This window comes from Natronorubrum marinum, from assembly GCF_052040125.1.
In the GTDB taxonomy this organism is placed as follows: Archaea; Halobacteriota; Halobacteria; order Halobacteriales; family Natrialbaceae; genus Natronorubrum.
The window spans coordinates 632,827-657,519 of record NZ_JBPPFV010000003.1 but is presented as its reverse complement, the minus strand read 5'-3'; the positions used below and the strand labels follow the sequence as shown (position 1 = coordinate 657,519).

The 24,693-nt window shown below is 64.4% G+C and carries 27 protein-coding genes, 1 tRNA gene and 1 other RNA gene; 13 read left to right on the top strand and 16 right to left on the bottom strand.

Annotated features, from left to right (window positions below; genetic code table 11):
• The first annotated feature begins 4 nt into the window (after positions 1–4).
• Positions 5–1,402, top strand: a complete 1,398-nt coding sequence (cca, locus tag ACSFC5_RS19535) for a CCA tRNA nucleotidyltransferase (RefSeq protein ID WP_440766891.1) — start codon at positions 5–7, stop codon at positions 1,400–1,402.
• 31 nt (positions 1,403–1,433) lie between these two features.
• Here cca and ACSFC5_RS19530 read toward each other — a convergent pair whose 3' ends face one another.
• The 3 genes from ACSFC5_RS19530 to ACSFC5_RS19520 form a co-directional block, all read right to left on the bottom strand.
• Positions 1,434–2,462, bottom strand: a complete 1,029-nt coding sequence (locus tag ACSFC5_RS19530) for a histone deacetylase family protein (protein ID WP_440766890.1) — start codon at positions 2,460–2,462, stop codon at positions 1,434–1,436.
• A gap of 1 nt (position 2,463) precedes the next feature.
• A complete protein-coding gene (locus ACSFC5_RS19525) occupies positions 2,464–2,895 on the bottom strand; it encodes a histone (protein WP_440766889.1) in 432 nt (143 codons plus the stop codon).
• A gap of 66 nt (positions 2,896–2,961) precedes the next feature.
• Positions 2,962–4,425, bottom strand: a complete 1,464-nt coding sequence (locus ACSFC5_RS19520) for a single-stranded DNA binding protein (RefSeq protein WP_440766888.1) — start codon at positions 4,423–4,425, stop codon at positions 2,962–2,964.
• A gap of 300 nt (positions 4,426–4,725) precedes the next feature.
• Here ACSFC5_RS19520 and ACSFC5_RS19515 point away from each other — a divergent pair.
• Positions 4,726–4,798: transfer RNA gene (locus ACSFC5_RS19515), tRNA-Arg, on the top strand.
• A gap of 327 nt (positions 4,799–5,125) precedes the next feature.
• Here the strand turns inward: ACSFC5_RS19515 and ACSFC5_RS19510 are convergent.
• Positions 5,126–5,689, bottom strand: coding sequence for a hypothetical protein (locus ACSFC5_RS19510; protein ID WP_440766887.1), 564 nt, complete (start codon positions 5,687–5,689; stop codon positions 5,126–5,128).
• A 203-nt stretch (positions 5,690–5,892) separates the two neighbouring features.
• On the opposite strand from ACSFC5_RS19510, the gene ACSFC5_RS19505 reads away from it, so the two are divergent.
• A complete protein-coding gene (locus ACSFC5_RS19505; RefSeq protein WP_440766886.1) occupies positions 5,893–6,795 on the top strand; it encodes an alpha/beta hydrolase in 903 nt (300 codons plus the stop codon).
• 196 nt (positions 6,796–6,991) lie between these two features.
• Here ACSFC5_RS19505 and ACSFC5_RS19500 read toward each other — a convergent pair whose 3' ends face one another.
• Together ACSFC5_RS19500 and rnpB are read right to left on the bottom strand one after the other, a co-directional pair.
• The gene (locus ACSFC5_RS19500; RefSeq protein WP_440766885.1) at positions 6,992–7,279 is read right to left on the bottom strand and encodes a hypothetical protein; all 288 of its coding nucleotides are present in this window, start codon (positions 7,277–7,279) and stop codon (positions 6,992–6,994) included.
• Between the two features lie 557 nt (positions 7,280–7,836).
• Positions 7,837–8,240: RNase P RNA component (gene rnpB / locus ACSFC5_RS19495), an RNA gene on the bottom strand.
• 213 nt (positions 8,241–8,453) lie between these two features.
• Here rnpB and ACSFC5_RS19490 point away from each other — a divergent pair.
• Complete coding sequence (locus ACSFC5_RS19490; protein ID WP_440766884.1) at positions 8,454–9,056, top strand: TIGR00296 family protein; 603 nt, start codon at positions 8,454–8,456, stop codon at positions 9,054–9,056.
• Positions 9,057–9,129: 73 nt separating this feature from the next.
• On the opposite strand, the gene ACSFC5_RS19485 is transcribed toward ACSFC5_RS19490, so the two are convergent.
• The 4 genes from ACSFC5_RS19485 to ACSFC5_RS19470 all read right to left on the bottom strand — a co-directional run bounded on the left by ACSFC5_RS19485 (position 9,130) and on the right by ACSFC5_RS19470 (position 11,034).
• Positions 9,130–9,840, bottom strand: a complete 711-nt coding sequence (locus ACSFC5_RS19485; RefSeq protein ID WP_440766883.1) for a sensor domain-containing protein — start codon at positions 9,838–9,840, stop codon at positions 9,130–9,132.
• Positions 9,841–9,971: 131 nt separating this feature from the next.
• On the bottom strand, positions 9,972–10,241 hold the full coding sequence (locus ACSFC5_RS19480) for a DUF7521 family protein (protein ID WP_440766882.1): 270 nt from the start codon (positions 10,239–10,241) through the stop codon (positions 9,972–9,974).
• A 2-nt stretch (positions 10,242–10,243) separates the two neighbouring features.
• Complete coding sequence (locus tag ACSFC5_RS19475) at positions 10,244–10,681, bottom strand: DUF7521 family protein (protein WP_440766881.1); 438 nt, start codon at positions 10,679–10,681, stop codon at positions 10,244–10,246.
• Positions 10,678–11,034, bottom strand: a complete 357-nt coding sequence (locus tag ACSFC5_RS19470; RefSeq protein ID WP_440766880.1) for a helix-turn-helix domain-containing protein — start codon at positions 11,032–11,034, stop codon at positions 10,678–10,680. The genes ACSFC5_RS19475 and ACSFC5_RS19470 overlap by 4 nt, the downstream gene beginning before the upstream one ends.
• A gap of 294 nt (positions 11,035–11,328) precedes the next feature.
• Here ACSFC5_RS19470 and ACSFC5_RS19465 point away from each other — a divergent pair, with 294 nt between their 5' ends.
• The 4 genes from ACSFC5_RS19465 (at position 11,329) to ACSFC5_RS19450 (ending at position 14,260) form a co-directional block, all read left to right on the top strand.
• A complete protein-coding gene (locus ACSFC5_RS19465; protein ID WP_440766879.1) occupies positions 11,329–12,111 on the top strand; it encodes a sensor domain-containing protein in 783 nt (260 codons plus the stop codon).
• 102 nt (positions 12,112–12,213) lie between these two features.
• Positions 12,214–12,351 carry a hypothetical protein gene (locus ACSFC5_RS19460; protein ID WP_440766878.1) on the top strand — a complete coding sequence of 46 codons (138 nt, stop codon included), beginning with the start codon at positions 12,214–12,216 and terminating at the stop codon, positions 12,349–12,351.
• A gap of 2 nt (positions 12,352–12,353) precedes the next feature.
• Positions 12,354–13,364, top strand: coding sequence for an ABC transporter ATP-binding protein (locus tag ACSFC5_RS19455; RefSeq protein WP_440766877.1), 1,011 nt, complete (start codon positions 12,354–12,356; stop codon positions 13,362–13,364).
• Positions 13,361–14,260 carry an ABC transporter permease subunit gene (locus ACSFC5_RS19450; RefSeq protein ID WP_440766876.1) on the top strand — a complete coding sequence of 300 codons (900 nt, stop codon included), beginning with the start codon at positions 13,361–13,363 and terminating at the stop codon, positions 14,258–14,260. Before ACSFC5_RS19455 ends, ACSFC5_RS19450 begins: the two co-directional genes overlap by 4 nt.
• Positions 14,261–14,278: 18 nt before the next feature.
• Here the strand turns inward: ACSFC5_RS19450 and ACSFC5_RS19445 are convergent, their stop codons facing one another.
• The 5 genes from ACSFC5_RS19445 to ACSFC5_RS19425 all read right to left on the bottom strand — a co-directional run bounded on the left by ACSFC5_RS19445 (position 14,279) and on the right by ACSFC5_RS19425 (position 20,613).
• Entirely contained in the window at positions 14,279–15,439 is a 1,161-nt protein-coding gene (locus tag ACSFC5_RS19445) for a nicotinate phosphoribosyltransferase (RefSeq protein WP_440766875.1), read from the bottom strand.
• 294 nt (positions 15,440–15,733) lie between these two features.
• The gene (locus ACSFC5_RS19440) at positions 15,734–17,017 is read right to left on the bottom strand and encodes an RNA-guided endonuclease InsQ/TnpB family protein (RefSeq protein WP_440766874.1); all 1,284 of its coding nucleotides are present in this window, start codon (positions 17,015–17,017) and stop codon (positions 15,734–15,736) included.
• Between the two features lie 148 nt (positions 17,018–17,165).
• On the bottom strand, positions 17,166–17,333 hold the full coding sequence (locus ACSFC5_RS19435; RefSeq protein ID WP_440766999.1) for a hypothetical protein: 168 nt from the start codon (positions 17,331–17,333) through the stop codon (positions 17,166–17,168).
• A gap of 130 nt (positions 17,334–17,463) precedes the next feature.
• On the bottom strand, positions 17,464–18,897 hold the full coding sequence (locus ACSFC5_RS19430; RefSeq protein ID WP_440766873.1) for an Hvo_1808 family surface protein: 1,434 nt from the start codon (positions 18,895–18,897) through the stop codon (positions 17,464–17,466).
• 90 nt (positions 18,898–18,987) lie between these two features.
• Positions 18,988–20,613, bottom strand: coding sequence for an Hvo_1808 family surface protein (locus tag ACSFC5_RS19425; RefSeq protein ID WP_440766872.1), 1,626 nt, complete (start codon positions 20,611–20,613; stop codon positions 18,988–18,990).
• Positions 20,614–20,837: 224 nt separating this feature from the next.
• Here ACSFC5_RS19425 and ACSFC5_RS19420 point away from each other — a divergent pair, with 224 nt between their 5' ends.
• The 4 genes from ACSFC5_RS19420 to ACSFC5_RS19405 all read left to right on the top strand — a co-directional run bounded on the left by ACSFC5_RS19420 (position 20,838) and on the right by ACSFC5_RS19405 (position 23,200).
• Positions 20,838–21,416, top strand: coding sequence for a cysteine hydrolase family protein (locus ACSFC5_RS19420; RefSeq protein ID WP_440766871.1), 579 nt, complete (start codon positions 20,838–20,840; stop codon positions 21,414–21,416).
• Between the two features lie 191 nt (positions 21,417–21,607).
• Positions 21,608–21,769 (top strand): hypothetical protein, encoded by a 162-nt coding sequence (locus tag ACSFC5_RS19415; protein WP_440766870.1) that lies wholly within the window; start codon positions 21,608–21,610, stop codon positions 21,767–21,769.
• A gap of 75 nt (positions 21,770–21,844) precedes the next feature.
• On the top strand, positions 21,845–22,003 hold the full coding sequence (locus ACSFC5_RS19410) for a hypothetical protein (RefSeq protein ID WP_440766869.1): 159 nt from the start codon (positions 21,845–21,847) through the stop codon (positions 22,001–22,003).
• Between the two features lie 231 nt (positions 22,004–22,234).
• Complete coding sequence (locus ACSFC5_RS19405) at positions 22,235–23,200, top strand: dimethylarginine dimethylaminohydrolase family protein (protein ID WP_440766868.1); 966 nt, start codon at positions 22,235–22,237, stop codon at positions 23,198–23,200.
• A gap of 23 nt (positions 23,201–23,223) precedes the next feature.
• Here ACSFC5_RS19405 and ACSFC5_RS19400 read toward each other — a convergent pair whose 3' ends face one another.
• Positions 23,224–23,715, bottom strand: a complete 492-nt coding sequence (locus ACSFC5_RS19400; protein ID WP_440766867.1) for a PaaI family thioesterase — start codon at positions 23,713–23,715, stop codon at positions 23,224–23,226.
• 153 nt (positions 23,716–23,868) lie between these two features.
• On the opposite strand from ACSFC5_RS19400, the gene ACSFC5_RS19395 reads away from it, so the two are divergent.
• Positions 23,869–24,306, top strand: a complete 438-nt coding sequence (locus ACSFC5_RS19395) for a DUF4385 domain-containing protein (protein ID WP_440766866.1) — start codon at positions 23,869–23,871, stop codon at positions 24,304–24,306.
• The last annotated feature ends 387 nt before the right edge of the window (positions 24,307–24,693 follow it).

Here is a 24,693-nt window from a genome sequence, read left to right as displayed (position 1 = left end):
CCCAATGAGCGAGGAGGACGCCGAGAGCGACGACCCCGACCCGACCAGCGACGACGGCTTCGAGTCGGTCGTCGCCACCATCCACGAGCGAATCGAACCCGACGCGGACGAACGAGAACGCCTCCGTGCGGTCGCCGACCGACTCGTCGCCCGCGCCGAAGCCGCCGCGACCGACCGCTGTCCCGACGCCGACGTCATCCAGGTCGGCTCGACCGCCAGAAACACCTGGATTAGCGGCGACCGCGACATCGACATCTTCGTGCGCTTCCCGCCGGATCTCGAGCGCGAACGGCTCGAGCGATACGGCCTCGAGGTCGGTCACGCGACCCTCCCCGACGGCCACGAGGAGTACGCCGAACACCCCTACGTCAAAGGGACGGTCGAGGGGTTCGATATCGACGTCGTCCCCTGCTTTCGCCTCGAGTCGGCCACCGAGATTCGCTCGGCCGTCGATCGCACACCGTTTCACACGCAGTACCTCGAGGCCCGCCTCGACGACGACCTCGCCGCCGACGTTCGCCTCACCAAGCAGTTCCTGAAGGGGATCGGCGCCTATGGCAGCGACCTCCGGACCCGGGGCTTCAGCGGCTACCTGACCGAACTGCTCGTCGTCGAGTACGGCGGCTTCCGTACCCTGCTCGAGGCAGCGGAAAACTGGCACCCGCAGGTCGAACTCGATCCCGAAGACCACGGGCGAGAAACATTCCACGACCCACTCGTCGTCATCGATCCCACGGACCCCGAACGTAACGTCGCCGCCGTCTGCTCGCCCGAAAACGTCGCGCGCCTTCAGCACTACGCCCGCTCGTTCCTCGAGACCCCTCGAATCGAGGTCTTCGAACCCGCGGTGCCAGAGCCGCTCACCCGGTCAGATCTTCACGAGCACCTCGAGCGCCGGGGGACGACGCCCGTCGCCGTCCGATTCGAGGCGCCGGATCTCGTCGAGGACCAGCTCTACCCCCAGTTACAGAAATCCGTCGACGGCATCGCAACCGGGCTCGACGACCGCGGCTTCGACGTCTTTCGTGCGACGACGATGGCCGACGATACCGCGGTGATCTTCGTCGAACTCGCCGTCAGCGAACGTCCCGCGGTCGAAGCCCACCGCGGACCACCGATCCACGTCCGCAGCCACGCCGAAGGGTTCTACGACGCCTACGCGGACGATCCCGAAGCGTACGGCCCGTTCATCGCCGGCGATCGCTACGTCACCGAACGGCCGCGGGAGTTCACCACCGCCCGCGAGTTCCTCGAGAGCGACCGCCTCTTCGACGTCGGCCTCGGTGCCCACGTCGAGACGGCACTCGCGGACGAGTACGAGGTCCTCGTGAGCGAAGAGATCACGGCGCTACTCGAGGAGTTCGGATCTGAACTCGGCCGGTACTTCGAGCCGTGCCCCTGATCAGAGCCAGCGTCAGAACGTCCGAAACCACTCAGTTATCGAGATCGGTATCCAGTTCGTGCGCCTGGAGGACATCCTCGAGCGTCGACTCCGCCTTCTCGTCGCACGCCGAGTCGGGCTCGATCGGCTCCCGGCCGTCGAACGTTTCGTGGACGATGGCGACGCTGTCGGCGAGCACGTCGAGTCCGTAGCCGCCCTCGAGGATAAACGCGAGCGCGGCGTCGGTCTCGTCGGCGAGCGTTCGGAACCGATCGGTCATCAGGGCGTAGGCCTCCGTCGACAGCCGAATTCGCGAAATCGGATCGTGCCGGTGGGCGTCAAAACCCGCACTGATCAGCAGCAGGTCGGGGTCGTAGTCCGTCAACGCCGCCGTAATTGGGCCCTCGACCGCGGCGAGGTACTCGCCGTCGTCCGTCCCGGCGGGCATCGGGATGTTCATCGTCGTTCCGGCACCGTTGCCCTCGCCGGTCTCGTCGATTGCGCCGGTTCCCGGATACAGCCCCTTCTCGTGAATCGAGACGAAGAAGACGTCGTCGCGGTCGTAGAAGATGTCCTGCGTGCCGTTCCCGTGGTGGACGTCCCAGTCGACGATTGCGACTCGATCGACGTCGTGTTCCTCGGAATCCAGCGCGTACTGGGCCGCGACCGCGGCGTTGTTGACGAAGCAAAACCCCATCGCGTCGTCGTAGACGGCGTGATGGCCCGGCGGTCGGCCGATCGAAAACGGCGTCTTCCGCCCGGTCGCGCCCTCGAGTGCGGCCTCGGCGGCCCAACAGGCGAGTCCGGAGCTATGACAGACCGCGTCCCAACTCTCCTCGACGGCCGTCGTGTCGGGATCCCAGTTACCGCCGCCGTCGGCGCAGAACTCCTCGACGGATTCGATGTACTTCCGTTCGTGGACGGCCGCCATCCGATCGATATCGCAGGGGTCGGCCTCGACGTACTCGACGCCGTGTTTTTTCTTCAGTCGCTCCCGAATCGCTCGTAGCCGGTCCGGCGACTCGGGGTGGCGCGAACCGGGATCGTGTGCGAGACAGATCTCGCTGTAGCCGAATTGCATCTCACTCGAACAGCGAGAAGTACGTCTCGATGTCGTCCTCGGTGATCGTTCGTCGGTCGGCGTGGTGGGCGAGGGTCGCGGACGCCCGAGCGACGTTGTCCGCGTAGTCCTCGAGAATATCGGCGAGGGCGACGCGAGCGTCCATCGAGACGCGATAGCGATCGTCGATATCCAGCCTGGCGATGCGGTCGACGGGGGCAACGGGGAGCTCGAGATCGTCCTTGTCGACGACCCGTGCGACGCCGAAGTCCTCCGCCATCAGCGTCTTGCGCCCGTCCTCGGTCGCGTGCTCGGCGGCATCGATCGCGAGCTCGCTTCCGTGTTCTTGGATCCGCGTTGCGAGTTCTTTCGACGCGTCGGCACTCACCCGAAGTTCGCCCGCGTTCCGCCGGATTATCGTGTCCACCGGGGCGAACGGGAGTTCGACGTTCATACCATGATAGGCGAAGCTAACTCCCTTAACGCTTTTCCTAGCCGCTCGATGAGGTTGCTCGCGGCGTCAGAACACGTCGTTTGCCTCGAGGCGACCGTCGCGGACGACCCCTCGGGCGGTTACCTCCTCGCCGAGACCCACATCGACGTCGGTCGAGACGCTCATCGTCGACTCGCCGTCGTCCAGGACGACCGGATCGCCGGCCTGCACGACGACTCCGGTGAACTCGAGTTCCTCGCCGTCAGTCGGGTCGTCCGACTCGGTGGCCGCGTCGCTCGAGGTGTCGGTAGCGGCCGTCTCGGCGTCCGAATCCGTCTCGGTGCTGTCGTCACTGTCGTCGCCGTCGCCACCGGCGAACGCCGACAGTCCGGCGTTCGCGTCGCTCGAGTCGCCCGACTCGTCGGCTGCGTCGCCGGCAGCGGCGGAGTCGGATTCGAGCACCGTGACCGTCGACTGCCAGCCAGCGGAGGCTTCGAGGTCGTCCTGCCAGCCGTCCTGAATCTCCACGTCGCCGAGGGCGACCTCGTCGCCCGGACCGATGTCGATATCGGCCTTCTCGCCCCACATCGCCACGCGGATGTCGCCGGTCGCGTCTTGGACACGGATGTTCCGAACCTGGCCCTCGGAGCCGTCGTCGCGGTCGAAGGTGCGCTTCGGATCAGCCGAGCGGACGACGCCCGCGATGTCGACCATCTGGTCGATCTCGAGGTCCTCGATTGGCGTGCTCTCGGGGATGTACTCGACTTCCTCGTCGACCTCCTCGACGGCGCCGCGGTTGCCGACGTGGAGTTCGAGGGTCCCGTCGCGATCCTTGACGTAGCCGTCGATCACCTCGACGGTCGTGCCGGGGTCGATCGCCGTCGCGGTGTCGGCCTGCTCGTCCCATAGCGTCACGCGTACGCGACCGGTCGAGTCGCCGAGCACGAGGTTCGAGACCTTCCCCTCGGAGCCGTCGTCGCGGTCGAACGTGCGGACGCTGTCGGTGTCGAGCACGAGGCCGACGAGATTGACGTTCGAGAGCCCGAGCGAGAGCGCCTCGACGGTGTGCGTGTCGGCAACCTGCACGTCGACCTCCGTGTCCGGATCGGGCTGGACGTCGTCCACGCTGACCTCGACGCCCGAGAAGCCCTCCTTCGGGCGGCCCTTGACGCGCAGCACCTGGCCCTCCTCGAGTTCCTCGATCGCCGCTTCGGCGTGCTGGTCCCAGAAGGCGGCCCGCACGGAACCGGTCTCGTCCGCGACTTCCACGTTGACGACGCGGCCGTCTTCGTCCTCGCTGTCGCGTTCGAAGGTGCGAACCTCACCGATACTGGTGACTTTGGCGACGAACTTCACGTCCTCCATGCCGGGTTCGATGTCGGCGATGCCGCCGACCTCGCTCTCGCCGATCTCGTGAGCGACGAGCATCGCCGCCGTCTCCTCGTCCGCGAGACCCCCCATCTGCTCGACTTTCGCCTCGACGGCCTCGCGAAACTTCTCGAGAGAAACGTCGGCCTCGAGGTCTTCGTACACGCCCTCGATGTCGCTCATTCTAGGTTCGTGCATGCGTAGGTCGCGCATAAGCGTTGTTCATTCGGTGTCGTCGACCGGAGTTTCGACGGGGATCGGCTCGGCTCGCCCGCGCTCGGTTCCGCCACTTCGGCCGGCCCGCCATCGCGTCCGAGAGCATACTCCTGCTGGTCCCGTCATCGTATATAAACTCGTAGCTCGGTAGGTGACTCTTGAGGCTCGACCGTGGGAGATGCAGCCACGCACGAACCGGCGATTCGCCGGCCGTCTGCCGGTCTCTTTCGAAAGGGCTTTAGTGTCCACCGGGTTACGAAGAGATGAGTCCTGGTAGGGTAGTGGACTATCCTCTTGGCTTGCGGAGCCAGGGACCGGAGTTCAAATCTCCGTCAGGACGTTTCTGTCGACACCAAACCGCGAGCGATGCGTGGCGCGACAGCGCCACGAAAAGCGAACGGCGTAGCCGTGAGCAGCGAGCTGCTGGTGTCGACGAAACTCCCCAGAGATTTGAGCAGGAAAGTCGCAGCGGCCGACCGAAGCGAGGGCGACCGTCTTTCCGTGTTCAAATCTCCGTCAGGACGCTCACTTATCGCGAGTGCTTCACGTTGTTCAGCACTCGCTCTTGCGTTCGGTCCTGACGTGCCCAACGCTCGCTACCGCTCGCGTTGGACTCCGTCAGGGCGTTTTACGTTAGATAGCTAGCAGGGGAGAAACTCGGGCGGGATTACCGCCGCATATGTTCCAAAATCTGTAAAAATCGATAGGCTGGCTCTCCGTAGCGTTTCGTCTCCGTTCCGGCCTTCGCTCGTAATTGGTCTATTTCGGCCGTGTACGCTTCGTTGATCTTGAGTGCCACTCGTTCGCCGTGCTCCCGTTCGAATCGAGCGGATACTTCGTCCAGTCCGTCAGTCAGTTTTCCGTTCGGAACGTACGGTGACCAGAGTTGCAGGGTGTAGGCGTCAGCATCGTCGAAGACTCGAGTCGCATACTCGTAGTCGGCCTCGAACTTCTGGTAGATCGTATCCAGGGTCCCCTGATACGATTTACCGCCGAAGTCGCTCCAGGAGCCGTCCGAAGGGGTCCCCCCGTAGTTGAGCCCATCGAGGTGAGTCACGACTTCACAGATGTAGACACACTGTCGTCCGTTATCAGTCCCAAGCGCCAAAACGTCGACCTCCATCTGATCGCCCTCTTTCTCAGAAAATTCGTTGTAACTGACGACCTCACACTCGTTGATCAGTTTGTGGTAGGCCCCAACCAGTTGCTCCCCGAGTCCAGCAGTACTCATGATAGCCACGTCGAATTTCAGGCCGTATAGTCTATCTGAAACGGTGCCAAAAACCGGAATCAACGCACGGGACACAGCGCTTCCGTGTTCGTCTCTTCGGCGCTCGAGCACGCCTACCAACCCCAACTGGAACATGCCGGCCGGGACGGTACCCGTCTCCGCCCCCGACACGCAGCCAACCAGCAGTGCAATCGGTGGGACACATGAGTGACAATTACGCAGACACAGCAGGTGAAGCGTACGGAACCGACGATAAATCGACGACCGTCAGCCGACGGCGACTGCTTCAGTCGCCGGCAGCAATCGCAGTCGGTGGGGCTGGTCTCGCCGGCGCCTCCGGCTCGGCCGCCGGGAGCGGATTCACGGGCTGTGACGAGTGGCTGGACGCCCCGGCGGAGTACCCGGAGATCGATCTCACGCGCAGCAATCCGTCCGCATCGAACTTCGAGTCTCTCGAGGACGAAACCGAACTCGTCGTCTCCGTCCATGGCTGGCTCGGCCTCGAGACCAGCACCGACCAGGCTTACACGCTCGAGCAAGCCTTCGCGGAGAACGAGTACGACACGCCGGTGGTCGCGGCCTCGTGGGAAGCGGACACCCGAAACTACTGGCGGGCAGAGAGCAGGACCGAAATGGCCGGCCAGCGGCTCGCGTCGTGGCTCGCATCCGATCGAGCGAATCTCGAGGAGCGAACGATCAGACTGGTCGGCCACTCGCTCGGCGGGCGACTCTGTCTCAAGACGCTGACGGCGCTCGACGGCGAAGCGACGGGCGATACCGTCGCCCTGCTCGGCACCGCGGCAGACGACGATTCGGTCTGTACGGACGGCGAGTACGCCTACGGCATCGACACCGGTGTCGAGGCGGTCTCCAACTATCACTCGGAGAACGACGACAGCGTCTGCTACGGCTACGACCTCCAGTCGCTCTCGAGCGGCCTCGGCTGTGGCGGATCCGACTGCGACGGCGGTTGGGTCACCGACGACAGCGGCTCCGTGCCGGACAACTACACTGACGTGGACGTCACCGACGCGGTCGACGACCACTGCGACTACACGAAGCCCGAGGTGGGCTGCGTGCCACAGATCGTCGCCGGGTTCGAGTGAGGGGCTCGAGTAACGAGCTGACTCTTGAAAGGCGAACCGATAGTCCCTATTTCTGTCCAGTAGCGGTGGCACACTGGACAGTTACCTCTTGATACCGCTACGAACTAGTTGCTACGCGGAACTATCCCTACGGTCGTCTTATCGCTGGTATAGGCGACGTGGACGTGAATCGCTGTTCCCGTCGATACGCTGTGCGTTATCCACTCTCGTTTTCTTCGGTTTCGTTCTCTTCAGTCTCGTTCTCTTCAGTCTCGTTTTCCTCAGTCTCGTTCTCCTCGGTTTCGTTCATCCCGTCTTCGGTCTCGTTCTCCTCGGTTTCGTTCATCCCGTCTTCGGTCTCGTTCTCCTCTTCTGCGGGATCTTCTTCCGTCTCGTTATCGCCGCCGTCACCGGGGCCAGTACAACCAGCGATCAGTGTCGTTGAAGCTCCGACACCCGCTATCTGGAGCGCTCGTCGCCGCGTCAGTAAATCATCTCGTTCCATGACAAAAATCATTCGTCGCCAATGTGTATAAACTGACACCCATTATATTCCTGCACCCCGGTTCGACCGTAAATATCTCTGACTGGTTTGAATTATTGAAATTATATGGGAATTAGACTAGTGAACGGAAACTCATAGAGACCAGTGTGAACCGTCGACCGACGAACGTCGATGGAACAACTGCACGAATTCACACGCCAAGATCGTACGCTGTTCGACGATTACCCGTCGACAACTGTTGACAGGAGTCGGCACGTGCTTCTCCATTCCCGGCCTCTGTCGCGTAGCTCGTCCGTTGTGTCGTTCGATCGACGTCCGTTTCTGGTTCAGCGATCGCACCGCACGGTACCTCGTTTTTGTTTTCGAACTGCGAGGTAGAACATCTCCGAGAGTAGAGCGGTGAGCTATTCCCCTCGAACGAATCCGGAACGCCTGATCGTTCGTCTACGGGTGTACAGAGCGACAGCGGACCGACGATCGCTAGAGAGTCCGCCGAATAGTGACACGAGATTCCAGCGTCGGGTAGCGTCGTCACTCGAGGTAGCAGAGTCGGGTGAGAGGAGTAAGCCCCCTTCTGTTCATCCCGGCATTCGGCTGAGCGTCCGCGCCGTCCGCGGCGAGGCCGCGGGGCGTTCGGGCTACCACGGCGCGGACTTGCACCGGTGAGGGTTCGCCGTTCCATCGCTCCTCGGCCGTCTGCGTGCGGTCGATCGTGACTCGCGGTTTTCGCGCCGAAGACGCTTCGAACCGCGTACACGATCCGCGGATTCGAACCACGGGGTATCAACCGCAATCCTCTGCGGGTTAGCTCCCCTTCCTCTCGGTCGGGTTCGCGCGCATCATCGGTCGGGCCGAGACGTGTCGTTTCTGTTCCAGAGCCAGCGGTCTCCCGCTCCGGACTTGCGTCCGGTCACCTGCCCGAACAGGTGGGGGGACTTTCCTCGCGTGCGTCGAGCAACTCAAAGAGTTGGCCAACGTCAGAGCGTGGCGCATCTCGGAGAGATGGGCCACGTCAGATAGCGACCCCGTTTCCGGGACCGCTACCGCGGCAGCCAGGCTCTCTCTCCCAGCTATCGTAGGGGCGTCGGCCGAATAAGTCCCCCGGTCGACGCGACGACTCACCGTTCGATTCGAATGGAAGCGCTTTAGGAGAACAATTCCCATGTATATCTGTATGTCCCAGCGACAGGGCGTCAACCTCTCCTACGAAGACGGTGCACGCGCAGTCGAACTCGCGCGCGAATCCGTCGAATCTTTCGTACAACACGGGCAACGAGAACAACCGGGCAGCATGCGCGAGGCCTTCTACGAACGAACCGGCGCGTTCGTTCGCCTCGAGTCCACTCGCGGCCGGGGCAGCCTGCGCGGCTGCGCCGGTGGCTATCGCTCGGGCGAGCAACTCGGCCACGTCATCGTCGACGCGGCGATCGAAGCCGCGAGCGAGGATTCCTGTGGCTCCGAAGTGACTCCCTCAGAACTCCCGAATCTCACCGTCTCGGTCTGTGCCGTCCGGAACGTCGTCCTGACCGACGATCCGCTGGCCGACCTTGAGTTGGGGACCCACGGCGTCGCCATCGACGGCGGCGGCGAGGGCGGCTGGCTCTATCCGACAGTCCCCGTCGAGAACCAGTGGAGCGCCGAGGAGTATCTCGATCGAACCAGCCGAAAGGCGGGGCTGGCACCGAAGGCCTGGCAGGACGACGACGTCATCGTCACGCTGTTCGAAGGACAGGTTTTCCGCGAGCGCGACGCCGACGGCAGCATCGAGGAACTCTAACCGACGACGCGACGAGGCGTGCTGGTCGACCCGCCGACGCTAGCGAGGGCCGCTGCAGCGTGCCGTCCCGATCCTACTCCTGATATCGCGTTGGGTTCGACGAATCGATCTTGAGCAGCGCGGCCGACAGCCGACCGCCGGCGATCGCCAGGCCATTACAGAGGTGCATGGCGAGGAAGCCGCCGAGAACGCCAGCCACGGAGACGGCGAGCGCCGCCGGGAGCGTCTTGACGTCGTGCGCGCCGACGGTGTACGTGATCGTCGGGTCCGCGTACACCAACGGTGCGGCGAGCGCGACCAAGACGACGGAGGCGGCGGTAACAATCACGGTGAACGCGAGGATGCCGTAGACGAATTTAGCGGCCACTAACACCAGGCTGGTCCAGGTCGTCGGCGCAGTCACCAGCGCCGAAATGGCGTCGAGGACGCCGTCCTCGGCTCGCGAGAGACTGCGGGGGTTCTCCGCGCGGAGCGATTCGGGCAGCGGCGCGTCGACGCCGACGAGGTGGCTCGTCAGTCGCGCGTCGAACGCCGCGAGCACCGTCGTGCCGATCAGCGTCAGGACGAACAGCGGGAGTCCGACGAGCGTCACGAGCAGGCCGAACCCGAGCGAAAACCCGACGGTAACGGCGGTGAAATAGACGATACCGAGCGGGAAGGCGAGCAGCAGATAACAGAGGTTCAGGTAGGTCCGCGCGCGAAACGGGACCCCGAAGAACCAGCGCAGCGGTCGGTCGTCCGGTCCGTCAGTGCCGTCTCGAGCGGTCGTCGTTGCATGTGTCATTGGCCTCGCTCGAGGCGACGGGCCGACGGACCCTATACCGAGCCGACGAGTTGGCGGGTCACCAACCCTGCACAACGGTTATATACCGGGGTCGATCGCGACTCCCGCCATCGACCGTCGACCGCCGCCGGTCACCGATCGAACGTCCGGTAGATCGCGAGCAGTCCGGCGGTGTGAAAGAGCGTGATCGCGAGGAGACTCTGGGCGTCTCTGAGTCCGAGGACGGGATCGAAGAGGTAGAGGATCAGATACGGAATCACGGCGATGCAGACGATCCCGATCGCGAGCGCGCGCATCGTCTGACTGTCGTTCCGCCGGTAGCCCCGGTAGGCGAGGTGGGCGACGAACAGCCCCACGACTGCGGTGAGGGCGGACGCGAATGCGGTGATGGATTCGAGCATGGTCAGGTGGTGTAGACGGCGTAGAGGATGACCAGCAACCCACACAACTCGGAGAGCGTCGTGAGCAGCAACTGGGCCGCAAGCGGCACGGCCTCGAGATTCCCCGAGAGCAGTCGGACGAACATCGGGGCCGGCGCGAGCAGGAACATCCCGACGGCGAGCAGCAGAATCGGACGCGCCCGCGTCCGCCGGTAGCCTTCCACGAACCGGTAGGTGACGAGGACGGCGAGGACGGACGCCACGAAGAACGTCACGACGGCGGCGAGCACGACGGGCGTCGAGCCGCCCTCGACGTCGACCTGCAGCGGCAACGAGGCGAGCAGCGAGGGCTCGAGTGCCCCAATCCACGTCGCCAACTCGGAGCCGACCGAATCGCCGACCGTCGTGACTCGGCGCGCCGCCTCGAGCCCGCTCGTCGGTGTGCTGATCGCTCCACTCATCCGGAGAACTCCTCGTAGAGCCGCGTGAAGGTGTCCGCGGCGTCTTCCTCGCGGTAGTCGACCGTCACGTCGAAGCCGTCGTCGGTCACGTCGATCGCGACGTGCTCGAGGCGGGCGACGTAGACCTTGTAGTGGTGGCCGTTCGGGTCGAGTCGTTGCTGGTCCGCCAGGAGGTCGCGCTCCTGGAGGCGATCGATTCGGCGGTAGACGGTCGAGGGATCGGCGTCGCAGGCGTCGCTCAGCGCCTCGACGGACTGTGCGTCGCGGTAGGTCTCGAGAATGATCGTCCGCGCGTACTCGTCCTCGAGCAGGGCGAGTAGCTCCTCGGTGTCGGCGTCGACGACGGTCGTCATCGGTGATCCTTCCCTCGAGTGTCGACGGCACTCTGCGAGTCCGAGCGGCGCTCGAGTCGCACGGCCGTCGCGACCGAACCGGGAGTCCCGCGGGTAGGTGACCGCGGGTCGCCGCCGGGATCGGGTTGCCGAGCCGACACGTCCCTCTCGACTCCCGCTCGAAGGGCAATAATCGTTCGGATCCGCGAACCGTTTGCGGTGCGGATCCGTGATTAGCGGAGGTCCCGGCCCGCACTCCCCGAGTTCGGAGCTACCCACCAAGGTTTATGTTAACTGATCGACGAGAGTTCGGACGTGAGTCTTCGAGCGGGATCCGTCCGCATCGACGACGTCGGTCGAACGGTGCGGGCCGCAGCGCTGAGTCCGTTCCGCCCGCAGACCTATCTGAATCTCCTCTACCTGCTGCTCGCGTTCCCCCTCGGCATCGTCTACTTCGTCTTCTTAGTTACCGGCTTCTCGCTCGGGTTCAGTCTGCTAATTATTGCGGTCGGCGTCCCGGTCCTGCTCCTCGTCCTCGCCGCGAGCCACGTCTTCGCGGCGTTCGAGCGCGCGACGACCAGACACCTGCTGTCGGTCGAGATCGACTCGCCCGGCTACCCGTTTCTCGACGGCGAGGACGGAGTCGACGGCGTTCGATTGCTCGTCTTCGGCCTCGAAACCTACGCGGCGATCTGTTACCTCTTCCTCAAGTTCGTCGTCGGCATCGTCTCGTTCGTCCTGCTGACGACGATGCTCACCACGTCGGTCGCCCTGCTCCTGACACCGCTGTACTACGACCGGCCGAACGTACAGGTGGGCCTAATCAACGGGGGCGAACCGATCCGCCTCACGCCGTCGCTGGAACTCCCGTGGAACGAACTGCTCGTCGGGGTCGAGTTCGCCGTCACGATCGCCGAGTGGGAGGCGACGACGCTCCCCGAGGCGCTGGCGGTTTCGGTCGTCGGAGTCGTCGTCTTGGTCGCCTCGCTCGCGCTATTGAACGCGTTCGCGTGGCTCAACGGGCAGGTCAGCCGGCTGTTTCTGGGGACGGCCGGACGGGACGCACTCGAGTCCGTGCGCGAACGGATTGCCAACTAACTCGCCGGGGCGCACAACTCGTATATAACTGTTCGCCACGACTGGCGATCAGACAACTGTGAATCCGCTTATAGGATGCTCCCGGTCGACGGTCAGGACGCAATGGGAGACACGCAGACCGATACCGGCTCCGGAACCGGGCCGGTCGACGCAGCGGACCCGAATCGAGACGACCAGTACCGGCGATTCAAGCGCAGCGACGGCCGGAACCGTCGCCAACAGCCGGCGAGGGAGGTGTAACGATGACCGCGATCGAAACGACCGGGCTGACGAAACGCTACGGCGAGGAGACGGCCCTCAAGGCTCTCGAGTTGACCGTCGAGGCGGGCGAGGTGTTCGGCTTCCTCGGGCCGAACGGCGCGGGGAAGACGACGACGATCGATCTCCTGCTGGACTTCATCCGACCAACCGAGGGGTCGGCGACGGTGCTCGGCTACGACACCCACGAGGAGACCGACGCCGTTCGCGACCGCGTCGGCATCCTCCCCGACGGCTTCGACCTCTGGGAGCGTTCCTCAGGTTTCCGCCACCTCGAGTTCGCCCTCGACTCCAAGGGCGGGACCGAATCGCCGGACGCCCTGCTCGAGCGCGTCGGGTTGGACCTCGCCGACGCCGAGCGGCCGGTCGGCGACTACTCGAAGGGGATGAAACAGCGACTCGCGATGGCGATGGCGCTCGTCGGCGACCCCGACCTCCTCGTCCTGGACGAGCCCTCGAGCGGGCTCGATCCCCACGGCATTCGGACCTTTCAGGAGATCATCCGCGAGGAAGCCGCGGACGGAACGACCGTCTTCTTCTCGAGTCACATCCTCGGCCAGGTCGCGGCGGTCTGCGATCGCGTCGGCATCCTAGACGGCGGCGAACTGGTCACCGTCGACACCATCGCCGGACTGCGCGAGCGCTCGGGCGTGGGCTCGAGTCTCGTCGTCGACGTGGCGGGGGAGCCTGCAGTTGACCACGCCGAACTCGCCAACGTCGATGGCGTCACCGAGGTGACGACCGAGGACGGCCGCCTCCGAGTCACGTACGCCGATCCGGCCGCGAAGGCGCACGCGATCCACCGCCTCGTCGAGTCCGGAACGCCGATCGTCGACTTCGACATCGAAGAGGCGACGCTCGAGGACCTCTTCTCGGCGTTCACCGGCGTCGATGCGGCGTCCGCCCGTGAGCGGGCGACGGCGGCCGACGACTCGGCGGTCGCACACCGAACGGCAGCCGACGGCGGCGTGGCGGACGAGGAGGTGGTTCGATGAGCACCACGCTGCTGGCTCGGAAGGACTTCGAGGACGCGATCCGCTCGCGGATGATCTGGGCCGTGATGGGCGTCTTCGTCTTCCTGATGGGGATCATCGCGGTCGGCGCCGCGACCGACAACCTCGCCGAGACCGAGCCGACGGCGGTCATCGGCGTCGTCGCCAACATCGGCGGACTCCTCCTCATCCCGATCCTGGCACTGCTCGTCGGCTACATGGCCGTCGTCGGCGAGCGGCAGTCGGGCAGCCTGCGAGTGCTGTTCGGCCTTTCCCACAGCCGCTGGGATGTCTTCGCCGGCAAACTGCTGAGCCGACTGGCCGTCATCGCCGTCGCGTCGGTCGTGGCCTGCCTCGTCGCCATCGTGATCGCAGTCGGGCTGTTCGACGACGTCCCCCTCCAAACGTTCCTCGGATTCTCTGCGCTGACGATCCTGCTGGGCATGGCCTTTACCGCCATCGCGGTCGGCGTCTCGGCGATGTCGTCCTCGAGGATGCAAGCGATGGGCGGTGCGATCGGGAGCTACGTCGTCTTCACGCTCGTCTGGCATCCGGCCGTCACGGCCGTCCACTACCTCCTCGAGGGCAACTTACCGGGACTCGAGGCCCCCGAGTGGTACTTCTTCCTCCTCCAGCTGAACCCGCTCGAGGCCTACCGCGCGGTCTCGAGCGAACTCGCCGACCAGTTCATCTGGCCGATGCTCGGCTGGCAGACCATGGTCGAGGATATTCCGGAGGAGACGATGGAGAATCCGGACGCGCTCTTGGTCTCGAACCGCGTGAGCGGCGACCTGCCGTTCTACCTCAGCGACTGGTTCGCCGCCGTCGTCCTGCTGTGCTGGATCGTGATCCCGCTCGCGATCGGCTACTGGCGGTTCGAGCGGGCGGATCTGAACTGACCGACGGTCGCCGGAGAACTACGCTGCGTCGCCGCCGAAGCCGACTCGCTCCGCGTCAGCCAGACACCGTTCGGTGGCGTCCTCGAGGTCGAACTCCCGAACCACCTCGCCGTCGCGAACGAGCGGCTCGAGCAGAGCCTCGCCGTCTTCGGGCCCCTCACGATCGGCGAGCGCGACGTGGTGACCCCCCGCCGACGTTCGGTACACGTCCTTGACCCCCGAAAGCTTGCCTCGTTTGGAGACCGGTTCTCCCTCGAGGGAGACGATATCGAGGCTGAAATCGACCGAGTCGGCGCCCGTGATGTGGCTGCCGACGCCGAAGCCGTCCGCGATATCTCGCAGGTCGCGGATCGACTCGGGGGTGAGCCCGCCGCTACAGAAGATGTCGACGTCCTCGTGGCCGCGCGCGTCGAGTTCCCAGCGGATCTCGCGGACGATGTGACGGAAGTCGCCGCGTCTCGAGCCCGTGGTATCGAGGCGGACGCCCTCGAGGTCGTCCCCGAGCGTCTCCGCGGCCAGCAGACTCTCGCTCTTCTCGTCCCAGAAGGTGTCGGTCAGCGCGATCCGCGGGACGTCCTCACCGACGGCCTCGTTGAACGCCGTCCAGGCCTCGGCCTGGTTCCCCTCGCCGAAACAGAACATGAGCGCGTGGGGCATCGTCCCGCCGGCCTCGCGACCCAGAATGTCGCCCGCCGCGACGTGCGAGAAGCCGTTGAGGCCGGCGAGCAACGCGGCGCGCTCGACCGTCGCCGCGATCGAGGGGTGGACGTGGCGCGCGCCGAACGAGAGCACGAGGGAGTCGGGCGCGGCCTGTCGAACCTCGAGTGCGCCCGTCGCGAATCCGCTGGGTTGCGAGAGGAATCCCAATAGGGAGGTCTCGAGTTCGGCGAACTCGAGGTACGGCCCTTCGATTCGCATCACCGGGCCGCCGTCGAACAGTTGGCCGTCGGGCAGCGCGTCGATATCCACGTCGCGGCCCTCGAAGAGCGTCGCGACGTCGGCGATCCCGGTGAACACCTCGAAATCGCCGGTCGGGAACTGGTCTGCCGTCACCTCGGCGACGACGTGTGGGTTCTTCCCCGCGTGCTCGAGAGTGTCCCGGGTACGCTCGAAGTAGGCGTCGGTGGCACGCCCCTCGAGAATCGCCTCCGCTGGGACGGTTCCGAACGGGTTTGACATACCGACGGTTTTCCGGGGCGGACAAAAAAGCTACTCGTCTGCGGTCGGAGCCACGATTGCGTCCGTTTTGTCGCTGTCGAAACCCAGATCGAGTGATATTTTGACAGCCTCACAAGTGAGGGGGCGATAGCCGTCGAGATCAGTAACAGGGCACAGTACCGGAGCGACTCCGACCGCGAGAAGAACTGGCAAACGTCCGATTTGCGTTCCCGCGGACGTTACTCGGCAGTCGATTCGGCTTTTAGCGCCGACAGCTCCCGCACGATAAACCGCCGCTTCGTAAACTACCCTACCCTACTTCGCTCGGTCTGACGACCTCGCTCGTTGAGGGTAGGGCTTTCGCGTGGACTCCCGTTCTATGCCACCGTCGGTGGTAGCAGGGGGGACGTACTCCCCACTCACGTTCAGCGTCCCGCGATTCAAGCGCACGTCTACTGGTGCGCCTCCGTCGCCTGCATTTTGCCTGCGACGGAGATACTGCAAACCGATGTTCTTGGAGGCGTTGTAGTCGGCGTGGTTCTCATACCCACACTGTTGACACTCGAACGATTCTTGATGCCGATTGTCGTCGTGGGTAAACCCACACGTCGAGCAGCGCTTCGATGTGTTTCGCGGGTCAACCTGTACGACTTCAATGCCGTGTTCTTCAGCCTTGTATTCAACGTACTCGTAGAGGCGTCGGAACGCCCAGATGTGTTGCCACGTCGCCTCAGGGATGTTCTCCCGAATGTGGGTCAACTCCTCGAACACGATGTGCGAACAGTCGTTCTCGACAGCCTCCTCGATAAGTTCGTTCGCCACCGTGTGTAGGTATATCTCGAACCGTCCGTACTCTTTCTGCCCGATTGATTCGATGTTCTCGTGGGCCTGTCGAGAACCACACTGCTGAAGCGATGCACGGCGTTTCTCGTATTCTTGACGCCAGTGGTTAAACTCGTCTGCCGACCAGAAGCGCCCCGTTGAAGCGACAGCGACATTGTTGACGCCTAAATCCACACCAAGGACTGTTCTGTGCTTGGATTCGGATTCAGGCGATTCCTCGTCTGCTTCGACTTTCCGCATCGAAGCGTGGAGATACCAGTCACCGTCGCGGTACTGCAAGTGAGCCATCCGAAACTCGAAGTCCTCATCGGAGACGTACTTCGTGGGCGGTGTCTCCGAGTCGTCGGGGAGGATGTAGTCACACTCAACACGCCCATTGACAGTTGAAAGCGAAACGTGGTCGCGGTGGAACGTCGCACTGCGCTTATCGTAGACCGCGCTGTCGGCAGAAAAGTAGGGTTGCGACGTGCGTTCACCGCGCTTCAGTCGTTCTACACCGCTCTTGACGGCTTCAACTGCTCGACGAATCCCTTTCTGAACGAGGTTTGCGGTGAGGTTGGTTTCGTCCCGCAGTTGGTCGTACAAGGCACGTTCGGCTTTGGCCTTCGAGGTAACGTGGTATCCGTCGTCGCCATGCCAACACCGTTCGCTCGCGGTGTTCGCACAATGTTTGAATTGCTCGACTGTCTCACGGAGGGACGCATCGGCGTCCTGATCCACGTCGAGCTTGATTATGGCGGTACGACGGTATTCCACGACGTTTCACATAATATGGGAGTGTTACTTAAACGTTCGGGAGTGAGCCTGCCAGAGACCGTGGTACGTTGAGGGATTGTCGGCTCCTCCCCTCCCTACTCCGTTCGCTCCGCTCACTCCGTAGAGGAAGGGGCCTCCGCCTTGAAATTTAGGTGAAATAGACGTACGCGAGCAGCAGTATCGCGGCCAGATCGTACCGAAACGCGGCGAAAAGCACCGGCGGAAAGTGCAGTAGGCCGGCGCTGATCGCGACGAACGTCGTTCCCCAGATGAGACAGAGGGTGAGAAACAGGCCGCCGTTCCGATATCGGGTCACGAACCAGGTGTTGTCCGCATCCCTGCTTGAACGTACCGAACGACACGTCCCTCGAAAACGGGTGGGGAACGCGAGGACGGCAACAGAGCACGGCTCGCACCGACACGTCGTCGAACGGAGACGGCAGTTTCTACGGCCGCGCAGCCACAACCGGCCCCGGCACGGTCGTCGCCGGCGTCGGCGCCGTGACCGGCCGCTCGAGCGTCGCCGAGGCCGTTTCCGACCCGTGAATCGCCTCGATATCGTCGACCGTCGGCGCGCCGACGATTTCGACGGTGTCCCCGTCGACGGTCACGCGGTAGGCGCCGGCGAACGCCTCGCCGTCTTCGATTCGGTAAACGTCGTCCGCGCGCTCGACCGCCGTCGCCCCGCGATTCTCGAGAAGGGTTCGGTAGACCGCGGCGAACTCGTCGGCGTCGTCGTCGCTCTCCCAGGCGAGATACCAGACGTGGCCGGTCCGGTCCTCGTCGTCCGCGTCGTGGTAGACCTGGATCGTATCGCCGGCCCAGCCGTCCGTCGCCGGGTAGGAGTAGTTGTACGGCGAGAGCTCCGTCGCGCCGTCGGTGAGCCACCGATCGACGGCGTTGTTGGTCCAGAGGGCGGCGAACAGCGTCGCCTCGCCGACCGTCTCCGTGCGGGGCTCGCTCCCGCGAGTGAACGGCTCCCAATCGTCGCTCGAGCGGTCCGGTACTTCGACGTCGACCGGCCAATCGTCCGGGTAGCGCTCGGGGTGGATCAGCTGGCTCGTGCTCGCAGGTCGATCGTCGTAGGCGTCGTCGACGGCCGCCCAGCCGCCCCGATCGCGGAGGTGATCGACGAACGGCGGCCCCTCCGAGTACGGCGCGTAGATCGAGAGGAACAGTCCGGCGTTGAACGGAGTCCCGCCGAGATTGGTGGCTGGCGGGCGTTCGTACTCGGCCAGACACTGCCACTCCTCGCCGCAACGCCGGTCATACAGGTGCGGAATGTAGTTCGCCTCGCCCTCGGTGAGCCCGATCTCGGCTCGCTGTTCGTCGATCGTTTGCCCGCTCCGGTCGAGCCCGAACTGTTGGTCCTGCAGTGCGTGGACGAGTTCGTGGACCAGCGTGTTCCGATTGATCCGAATTTCGTCCGTGTTATCCGTGATAATGACGATCCGATCGCTCGTGTAGTAGCCCTGGACGGCCCCGCCGTAGAGGGTGTTCATCGCCTGACCGACGTCCGTCTCGCCGTCGACGACGAACGCGCCGCGCCAGACCTCGTTGACGAACGGCGACGCCGATCGGGGGGCGCCGCGCTGGCTTCGATACTCGTCCCTGGAGATCACTTCGAGCCTGACGTCGTGTTCGAACTGCAGCCCGCGAACGACCTCGATTCGGGCCATCGAGCGGTACTTGACGGCCTCGACCTGGCGTTCGGTGAGCGCGTCCGCGTCGTCGAACTCGAAGGCGTCGTCGTGCGCGTAGCCGCCGACGTGTCCGAGCTCTCGGTCGGTGTCGAACCGGTCCGGAGCGTCGGGAAGTGCACAGCCCGAGAGCACGAGAAGGGAGACGACCGCGAGGAGTCCGAGGTGGCCCCGTTGCATCGAGCATCTCTTTCGACGGCGGGGCCATAGGTTCATCGCTCGCCGCGACTCGCGGGCGCCCGTCGTGGAAGGAGTCCGCAGTCGGACCGCTCAGTTCCGGAGGCGCGCCGCGAGCACGGCGGCCACGATGGCGATCACCGCACCGGGGGCGGCGAATCCAGGGATCGAGTCGTCGTCGGCCCCAGTGTCATCGTCCTCGCTCTCCGCCCTATCCGTCTCGTCCGATCCGCTCGTCTCGTCGGTCCCGTCGGTCGACTCGCCCTCGGCGGTGATACCCGCCGCGACGGCGTCCAGTTCGTCGACCGAGGGCGCACGAACGACCGTCACCGTCTCGCCGTCCGTCCGGACGGCGTACGCGCCGGGGTAGGCGTCGTCAATCACGTAGAGGCCGTCGCGGTCGTCGACGGTCTCGGCGTCGTTGATCTCGAGCAACTCGCCGTAGCCGTCGGCGAACTGGTCGGCGTCCTCGCTCGAGGTCCACTCGGTCCGCCAGACGAAGCCGGTCTCCTCGGTCGCGGGCGTTCCGTTCGCCGCCTCCGAATCGACGTAGGTGACGAGTTGGTCGCCCGCCCAGCCGTCCGTGTACGGCTGATCGTAGTCGATGCGGAAATCGGGGGTGAGGAACGCGTCGTCCTCGATCACCGACGGCTGGTTCGGGTCGAGGGCGTTACCGCCGAACATCGCGACCATTCCCGCTTCGCCCGCCGTCTCGGTCGCGACCTCGCCGTCGACCTCGAACGGTTCCCAGGAATCGTCGGATTCGTCCGCGACGCTGACGTCGGCGAGTGCACGGTCCTCGTCGGGGTGGATCACCTCGGCGGAGTGCTGTGGCGGATCGTCGTAGGCCGCATCGACTGCCGACCAGCCGTCGTCGGCCTCGAGCAGGAAGTCGACGTACGCCGGCCCCTCGTCGTAGGGATGGTACAGCAATGTGTAGAGTCCCCAATTGACGTCGCTCGGTTGGGACGGCTGGACGTCGGTCTCGGGGAGGCAGTCCCACTCGGTCCCGCAGTTGCGGTCGTACTCGGTCTCCACCGTTACGGCGTCGCCCTCGATCAGGCCGTTCTTCGCGTTGTCCTGATCGATGGTCTCGCGGTCGTACCCCGAGAGATCGAAGTGCTGGTCCTGCAGCGCGTGAAGCAGTTCGTGTCCGAGGATCACCTCGTCAACCTCGGGCGACTCCGGACTGTCGGAGACGAGGACGATCTCGTCGGCGCCCGGGTCGTAGTAGCCGCCGACGTTATCGCCGTACATGTTCTCGAGTTCCGCCTCCGCATCGGTCTCGCCGTCGACCATGAACAGCGCCTCGTAGGTGACGTTCTGTTGGACTCGTTCCTCCGCAGAGAGTTCGACGAACAGTTCGTCGTGGTCCTCCTGGAACTCCTCGCGGGAGATCACGTCGACCGGGACCTCGTCCTCGAAGGTCAGCCCGCGGATCTCCTCGACGCGCGCCATCGATCGGTAGATCACCGCCTCGAGTTCGTCCTCGTCTTCGATGGCGGCGTCGTCGCGGTCGTCGACGTCCAGTTCGTCGTCGTGCCAGTAGCCCTCGACGTAGCCGACGGTGTCTTCGGTGGACGGATCGTCGGGCCGGTCGACGGAGTCGCCCGCGGGCAACAGCGGAACCGCGCCGCTGGCCGCGACGAACAGCAGTGCGAGCGTCGACACCGCGACCAGCGCGGCGAGGACCCGTGTTCGCGTCAGTGTGGCCGTCATTTGGGTGCGTTGACAGGCAGTAGGGAGAGGAGTCTAAAAAGGTCGCTGGTTGGTGCTGTACTCGTCGGCTCTCAGTCGGTCCGGTACTGGATCGTCGGCTCTCAGTCAGTTCCGTATCGTCGACAGTCGGTCGATTCAGCCCTGCGCGATCGGCGTCTACATCGCCAGTGACGACAGCCCCGTCACGAACGTTTTTAGCGCCGAGTTCGTACGATACCGTAGTGATGCACCTCGAGCCAACCGACACCGCGGTCGTGGTCGTGGACATGCAAAACGGCTTCTGTCACCCCGACGGGTCGCTGTACGCGCCGGGCAGCGAGACCGTCATCGAGCCCATCGCCGACCTCGTCGAGCAGGCCGCCGAGACCGGCGCCGCGGTGGTCTACACGCGAGACGTCCACCCGCCCGAACAGTTCGACGACGCCCACTACTACGACGAGTTCGAGCAGTGGGGCGAACACGTTCTCGAGGGGTCGTGGGAGGCCGACATCGTCGACGAACTCCCCGTCGAAGCGGCGGACCACGTCGTCGAGAAACACACCTACGACGCGTTCTACAACACGGAACTCGAGGGCTGGCTGAACGCCCGCGGGATCGACGAGCTCGTCATCTGCGGCACCCTCGCGAACGTCTGCGTGCTCCACACGGGCGGCAGTGCCGGACTTCGGGACTTCCGCCCGCTCATGGTCGAAGACTGTATCGGCGCGATCGAGGACGCCCACAAGGAGTACGCCATCGACCACGCCGACTGGCTGTTCGGCGAGGTCGTCGACAGCGACGACCTCGACTTCGGTGCCGAGTGAGTGGCGAGGACGGGTGAGCGGTGGGACTGTGCGATGAGACGCGACTACGCTCGAGCCACAGTCGGCGACCGCCGATCGAGCCGAAGTAGGAGCGTTTTCTACCCCCCGTTCCAAGGGCGTGGTATGAGAAGCCCACGGCGGCCTCGGGACCGGCGGCTCAAGCGCCTCGCAGACGAGACGGGTGAAACCGCATGAACGAACGACGAATGCAGACGATGTACGCCGTTGGAATCGCGCTGAACGCGGTCGCGCTGATCTACGCGGCGATGGACGGCTCGCCGCTGTTCGCGGTCACGTTCGGCATCGTCATGATCTACCTCGGGGTGCGCTACTGGATGGTTTCGAAGGCCTAACCGATCGCGACCGCCTAAGAAGCGTGTCGCAGTTCAGGTGAAACAGTATCGACGGCGAGACTGTACCGAAAACCGATGCTCGAGTCGGTCCCTCCACTCGTCGAAACGGCTATCTACGGCTACTTCCTCCTCGTCGCGGCGATCGGCTGTTACCTCCACGGGCGCCTCTGGATCGGCGCTCGGAGCCGGAATAGTGACGATTTAGCCGACGAGACGCCCGGTATCGAGAGCTAAGCTGTCCCACCACCGCACGTCACAGAGAGCGTCGGTGCGGCTATCAATCCTCGAGGTCCTGTTCTCGTCGCCCGTACAGCGTCTCAGACGACTCATTCGGCGCTCGCCAGTTGACCGACGAGGGGCAACTGGAGCCGATATCCGACCGAACGGCGGTCCGAACCGAATAAAGATGGAGTACGGAGTCCAATCGGCAAAAAGGATATACGTATGATTGTATTCATGGAGGATATGACTACATACGTTCCCTCTACCCTGATTCAGAAGGACACTCGTCCGTTTCAGCTAGACGAGGTCCCCTCCCGACCCGACCATTCGACGGTGTTGCTCGTTCGGCCACGATATTTCGACGTTCGGTACCGAATCAACCCCTACATGGGCGGGCGCGTCGACGCCGACCGCGCACGCGAGCAGTGGCGAACGCTCAAAGCGGCCTACGAGACCCACGCGGACTCGGTCGCCGTCCTCGATCCAGCGGAGACGTGGGCGACGCTCGAGCGCGAAGCCGAACGCGATCCCGTCGATAGTTCCGACGGGACAGCCGTCGCCCCCGACCGCCTCCCCGACATGGTCTTCTGTGCGAACCACGGCGTCGCGACGCCCGACGGGACCGGGGTCGTCCTGGCCGAAATGGCGACCGCAGAACGCGCCGGCGAACCGGCCCACTTCGCGGCGTGGTGTGACGAACGGGGGTACGAGGTCCTCGAGGCACCCGACTGCCGGTTCGAGGGCACCGGCGACGCCATCTGGCACCCCGGCAAGCGACTGCTCTGGGGCGGCTACGGCGTCCGAACGGATCGCGAGGCCTACGACGAGCTCGCCGACCGGCTCGAGACCACCGTGCTCACGCTCGAACTCACGGACGACCACTACTACCACCTCGACGTCTGTTTCGCCCCGCTCGGCGAATCGACCGTCCTGATTCAACCCGAGGCGTTCACCGGCGACGGGCTCGCGACGATCCGATCGGTTTTCGAGCGCGTTCTCGAGGTCCCCCGCGAGGAGTCACGCGACGGACTCGCCGGGAACTGCCACTGCGTCGACGGCGATACCGTCCTCCTCGGTGCCGGGAACCCCGAGACGGAACGCGTGCTCTCGGATGCGGGATACGAGCCGATGGCGATCCCGACCGACGAGTTTCAGAAGGCCGGCGGCTCCGTCTGCTGTCTGAAACTCGAACTCGGGTCGGTCGCCTGAACGAATCGCTTCGTGTGGACCGATCACTCCCGTTCCGGCCGAAACACCCGATACGCGCCCTGCCCGGTCGCGACCTCCTTCGTCTCGCCGTCCGGCGTCGTGCTCTCGACGGTGATCTCGCTGACGCCGACGCTGCCGCCGAGACGGACGACGTTCGCCGTCGCGGAGAGGTCGCCGACCGCGGGCCGGAGGTAGTTGACGTTCAGGTTGATCGTCGCGATTCGGGCGCCGAACGGGTCGTCCATCGCCGTCCGGAGCGCGAGGCCGCCCACGGTGTCGATCAGCGTCGCGGCGACGCCCCCGTGGAGGTCAGCGCGCTCGTCCAACGGCGCGTTCGGGCGCGTGTTGCTCAGTTTCTCGTCGTAGGGAAGCGCGAGCGTCATCGTGCCGTCGCCGACGTCGTCCACGCGCGTCCCGATCCACGAGAGGAACTCCTGATTCTCGTCGATAAAGTGCTGGAGCAGACTCTCGAGGTCGTCGAACTCGTCTACCATCGTCCGCATGTCCTCGGTCATGTGCGTTGCTCCCGGACCGACGTTCTTTACGCCTCCGCTTCAGGGTTTGCCCGTTGACAACCGTTCATACCGCCTGTCGCAAGCAGCGTCCTCACCCGTCTCCCGCGCCGTAGACGCAGACGAGCCTGCCCCGCAGGTCTCGTGGTGATCTCAGTGTCCGACACCGACCCCGAGTACGACGTCGACTTTCGAGCACACCCCGACCAGTACGAAATCGGCCGCGGAGAAGAAGGCGTGTTTAAGGTCGAACCGTACAAGAGCGAACTCCTCCCGCTCTGGTCGTACAAAGACGAAGAGGCGGCCCGCGAGTCCGCCGAGGCAATCTACGAGCGGTACGAACGCTACCTCGAGGACGACGACTTTCCCGGGATGGATATGGCTCGAAAGTACCTCCAGATGGGGTACACGCGGGCGATGCGCTACGCGAAGTACCCCGGTGGGAAAAAGTACGATGACGATAACGAGCGCGAGCCCCAGCACTGGGCCGACCCGGAGAAACGGGACGCCGCGCTCGTCTTCGAGCGCTACTGGGAGCGGGTTCGGGAGGACGAAGCCTATCTCGAGGCGAAAGACGCCCACCGAGGGCGATAAGACGGGGGAGGAGCAAACGGCATGCAGCGCTCAATACAGCCTGAGGCGTTACCGCTTCGGGCCGATCAAACAGCGTTGCGGTGGCGCGCTGAGCCGCGGTGAACCGACGGTGAACCGCGGCTCGAATATGTGCGAGGTCGTCGTGAACGGAGTGAACGACGGCTTGGAAGGCGCGAAGCGTCTTCCAGTGGATGAGTGAGCGCCTCCGGCGCGAACGAATCGGTTGGGGAGGACGTGGCACTCATCGCCGCCAGCGGCAGCAACACGCTCGTTCTGGTCACATCCGAATCGAAACAGCACCATTCACTACGCCCAACGATTGATCGAGGGCGACACCCAGGGGACGACCGACGGCAACGAACGCCAAACTCAAACTGATTTTTCAGC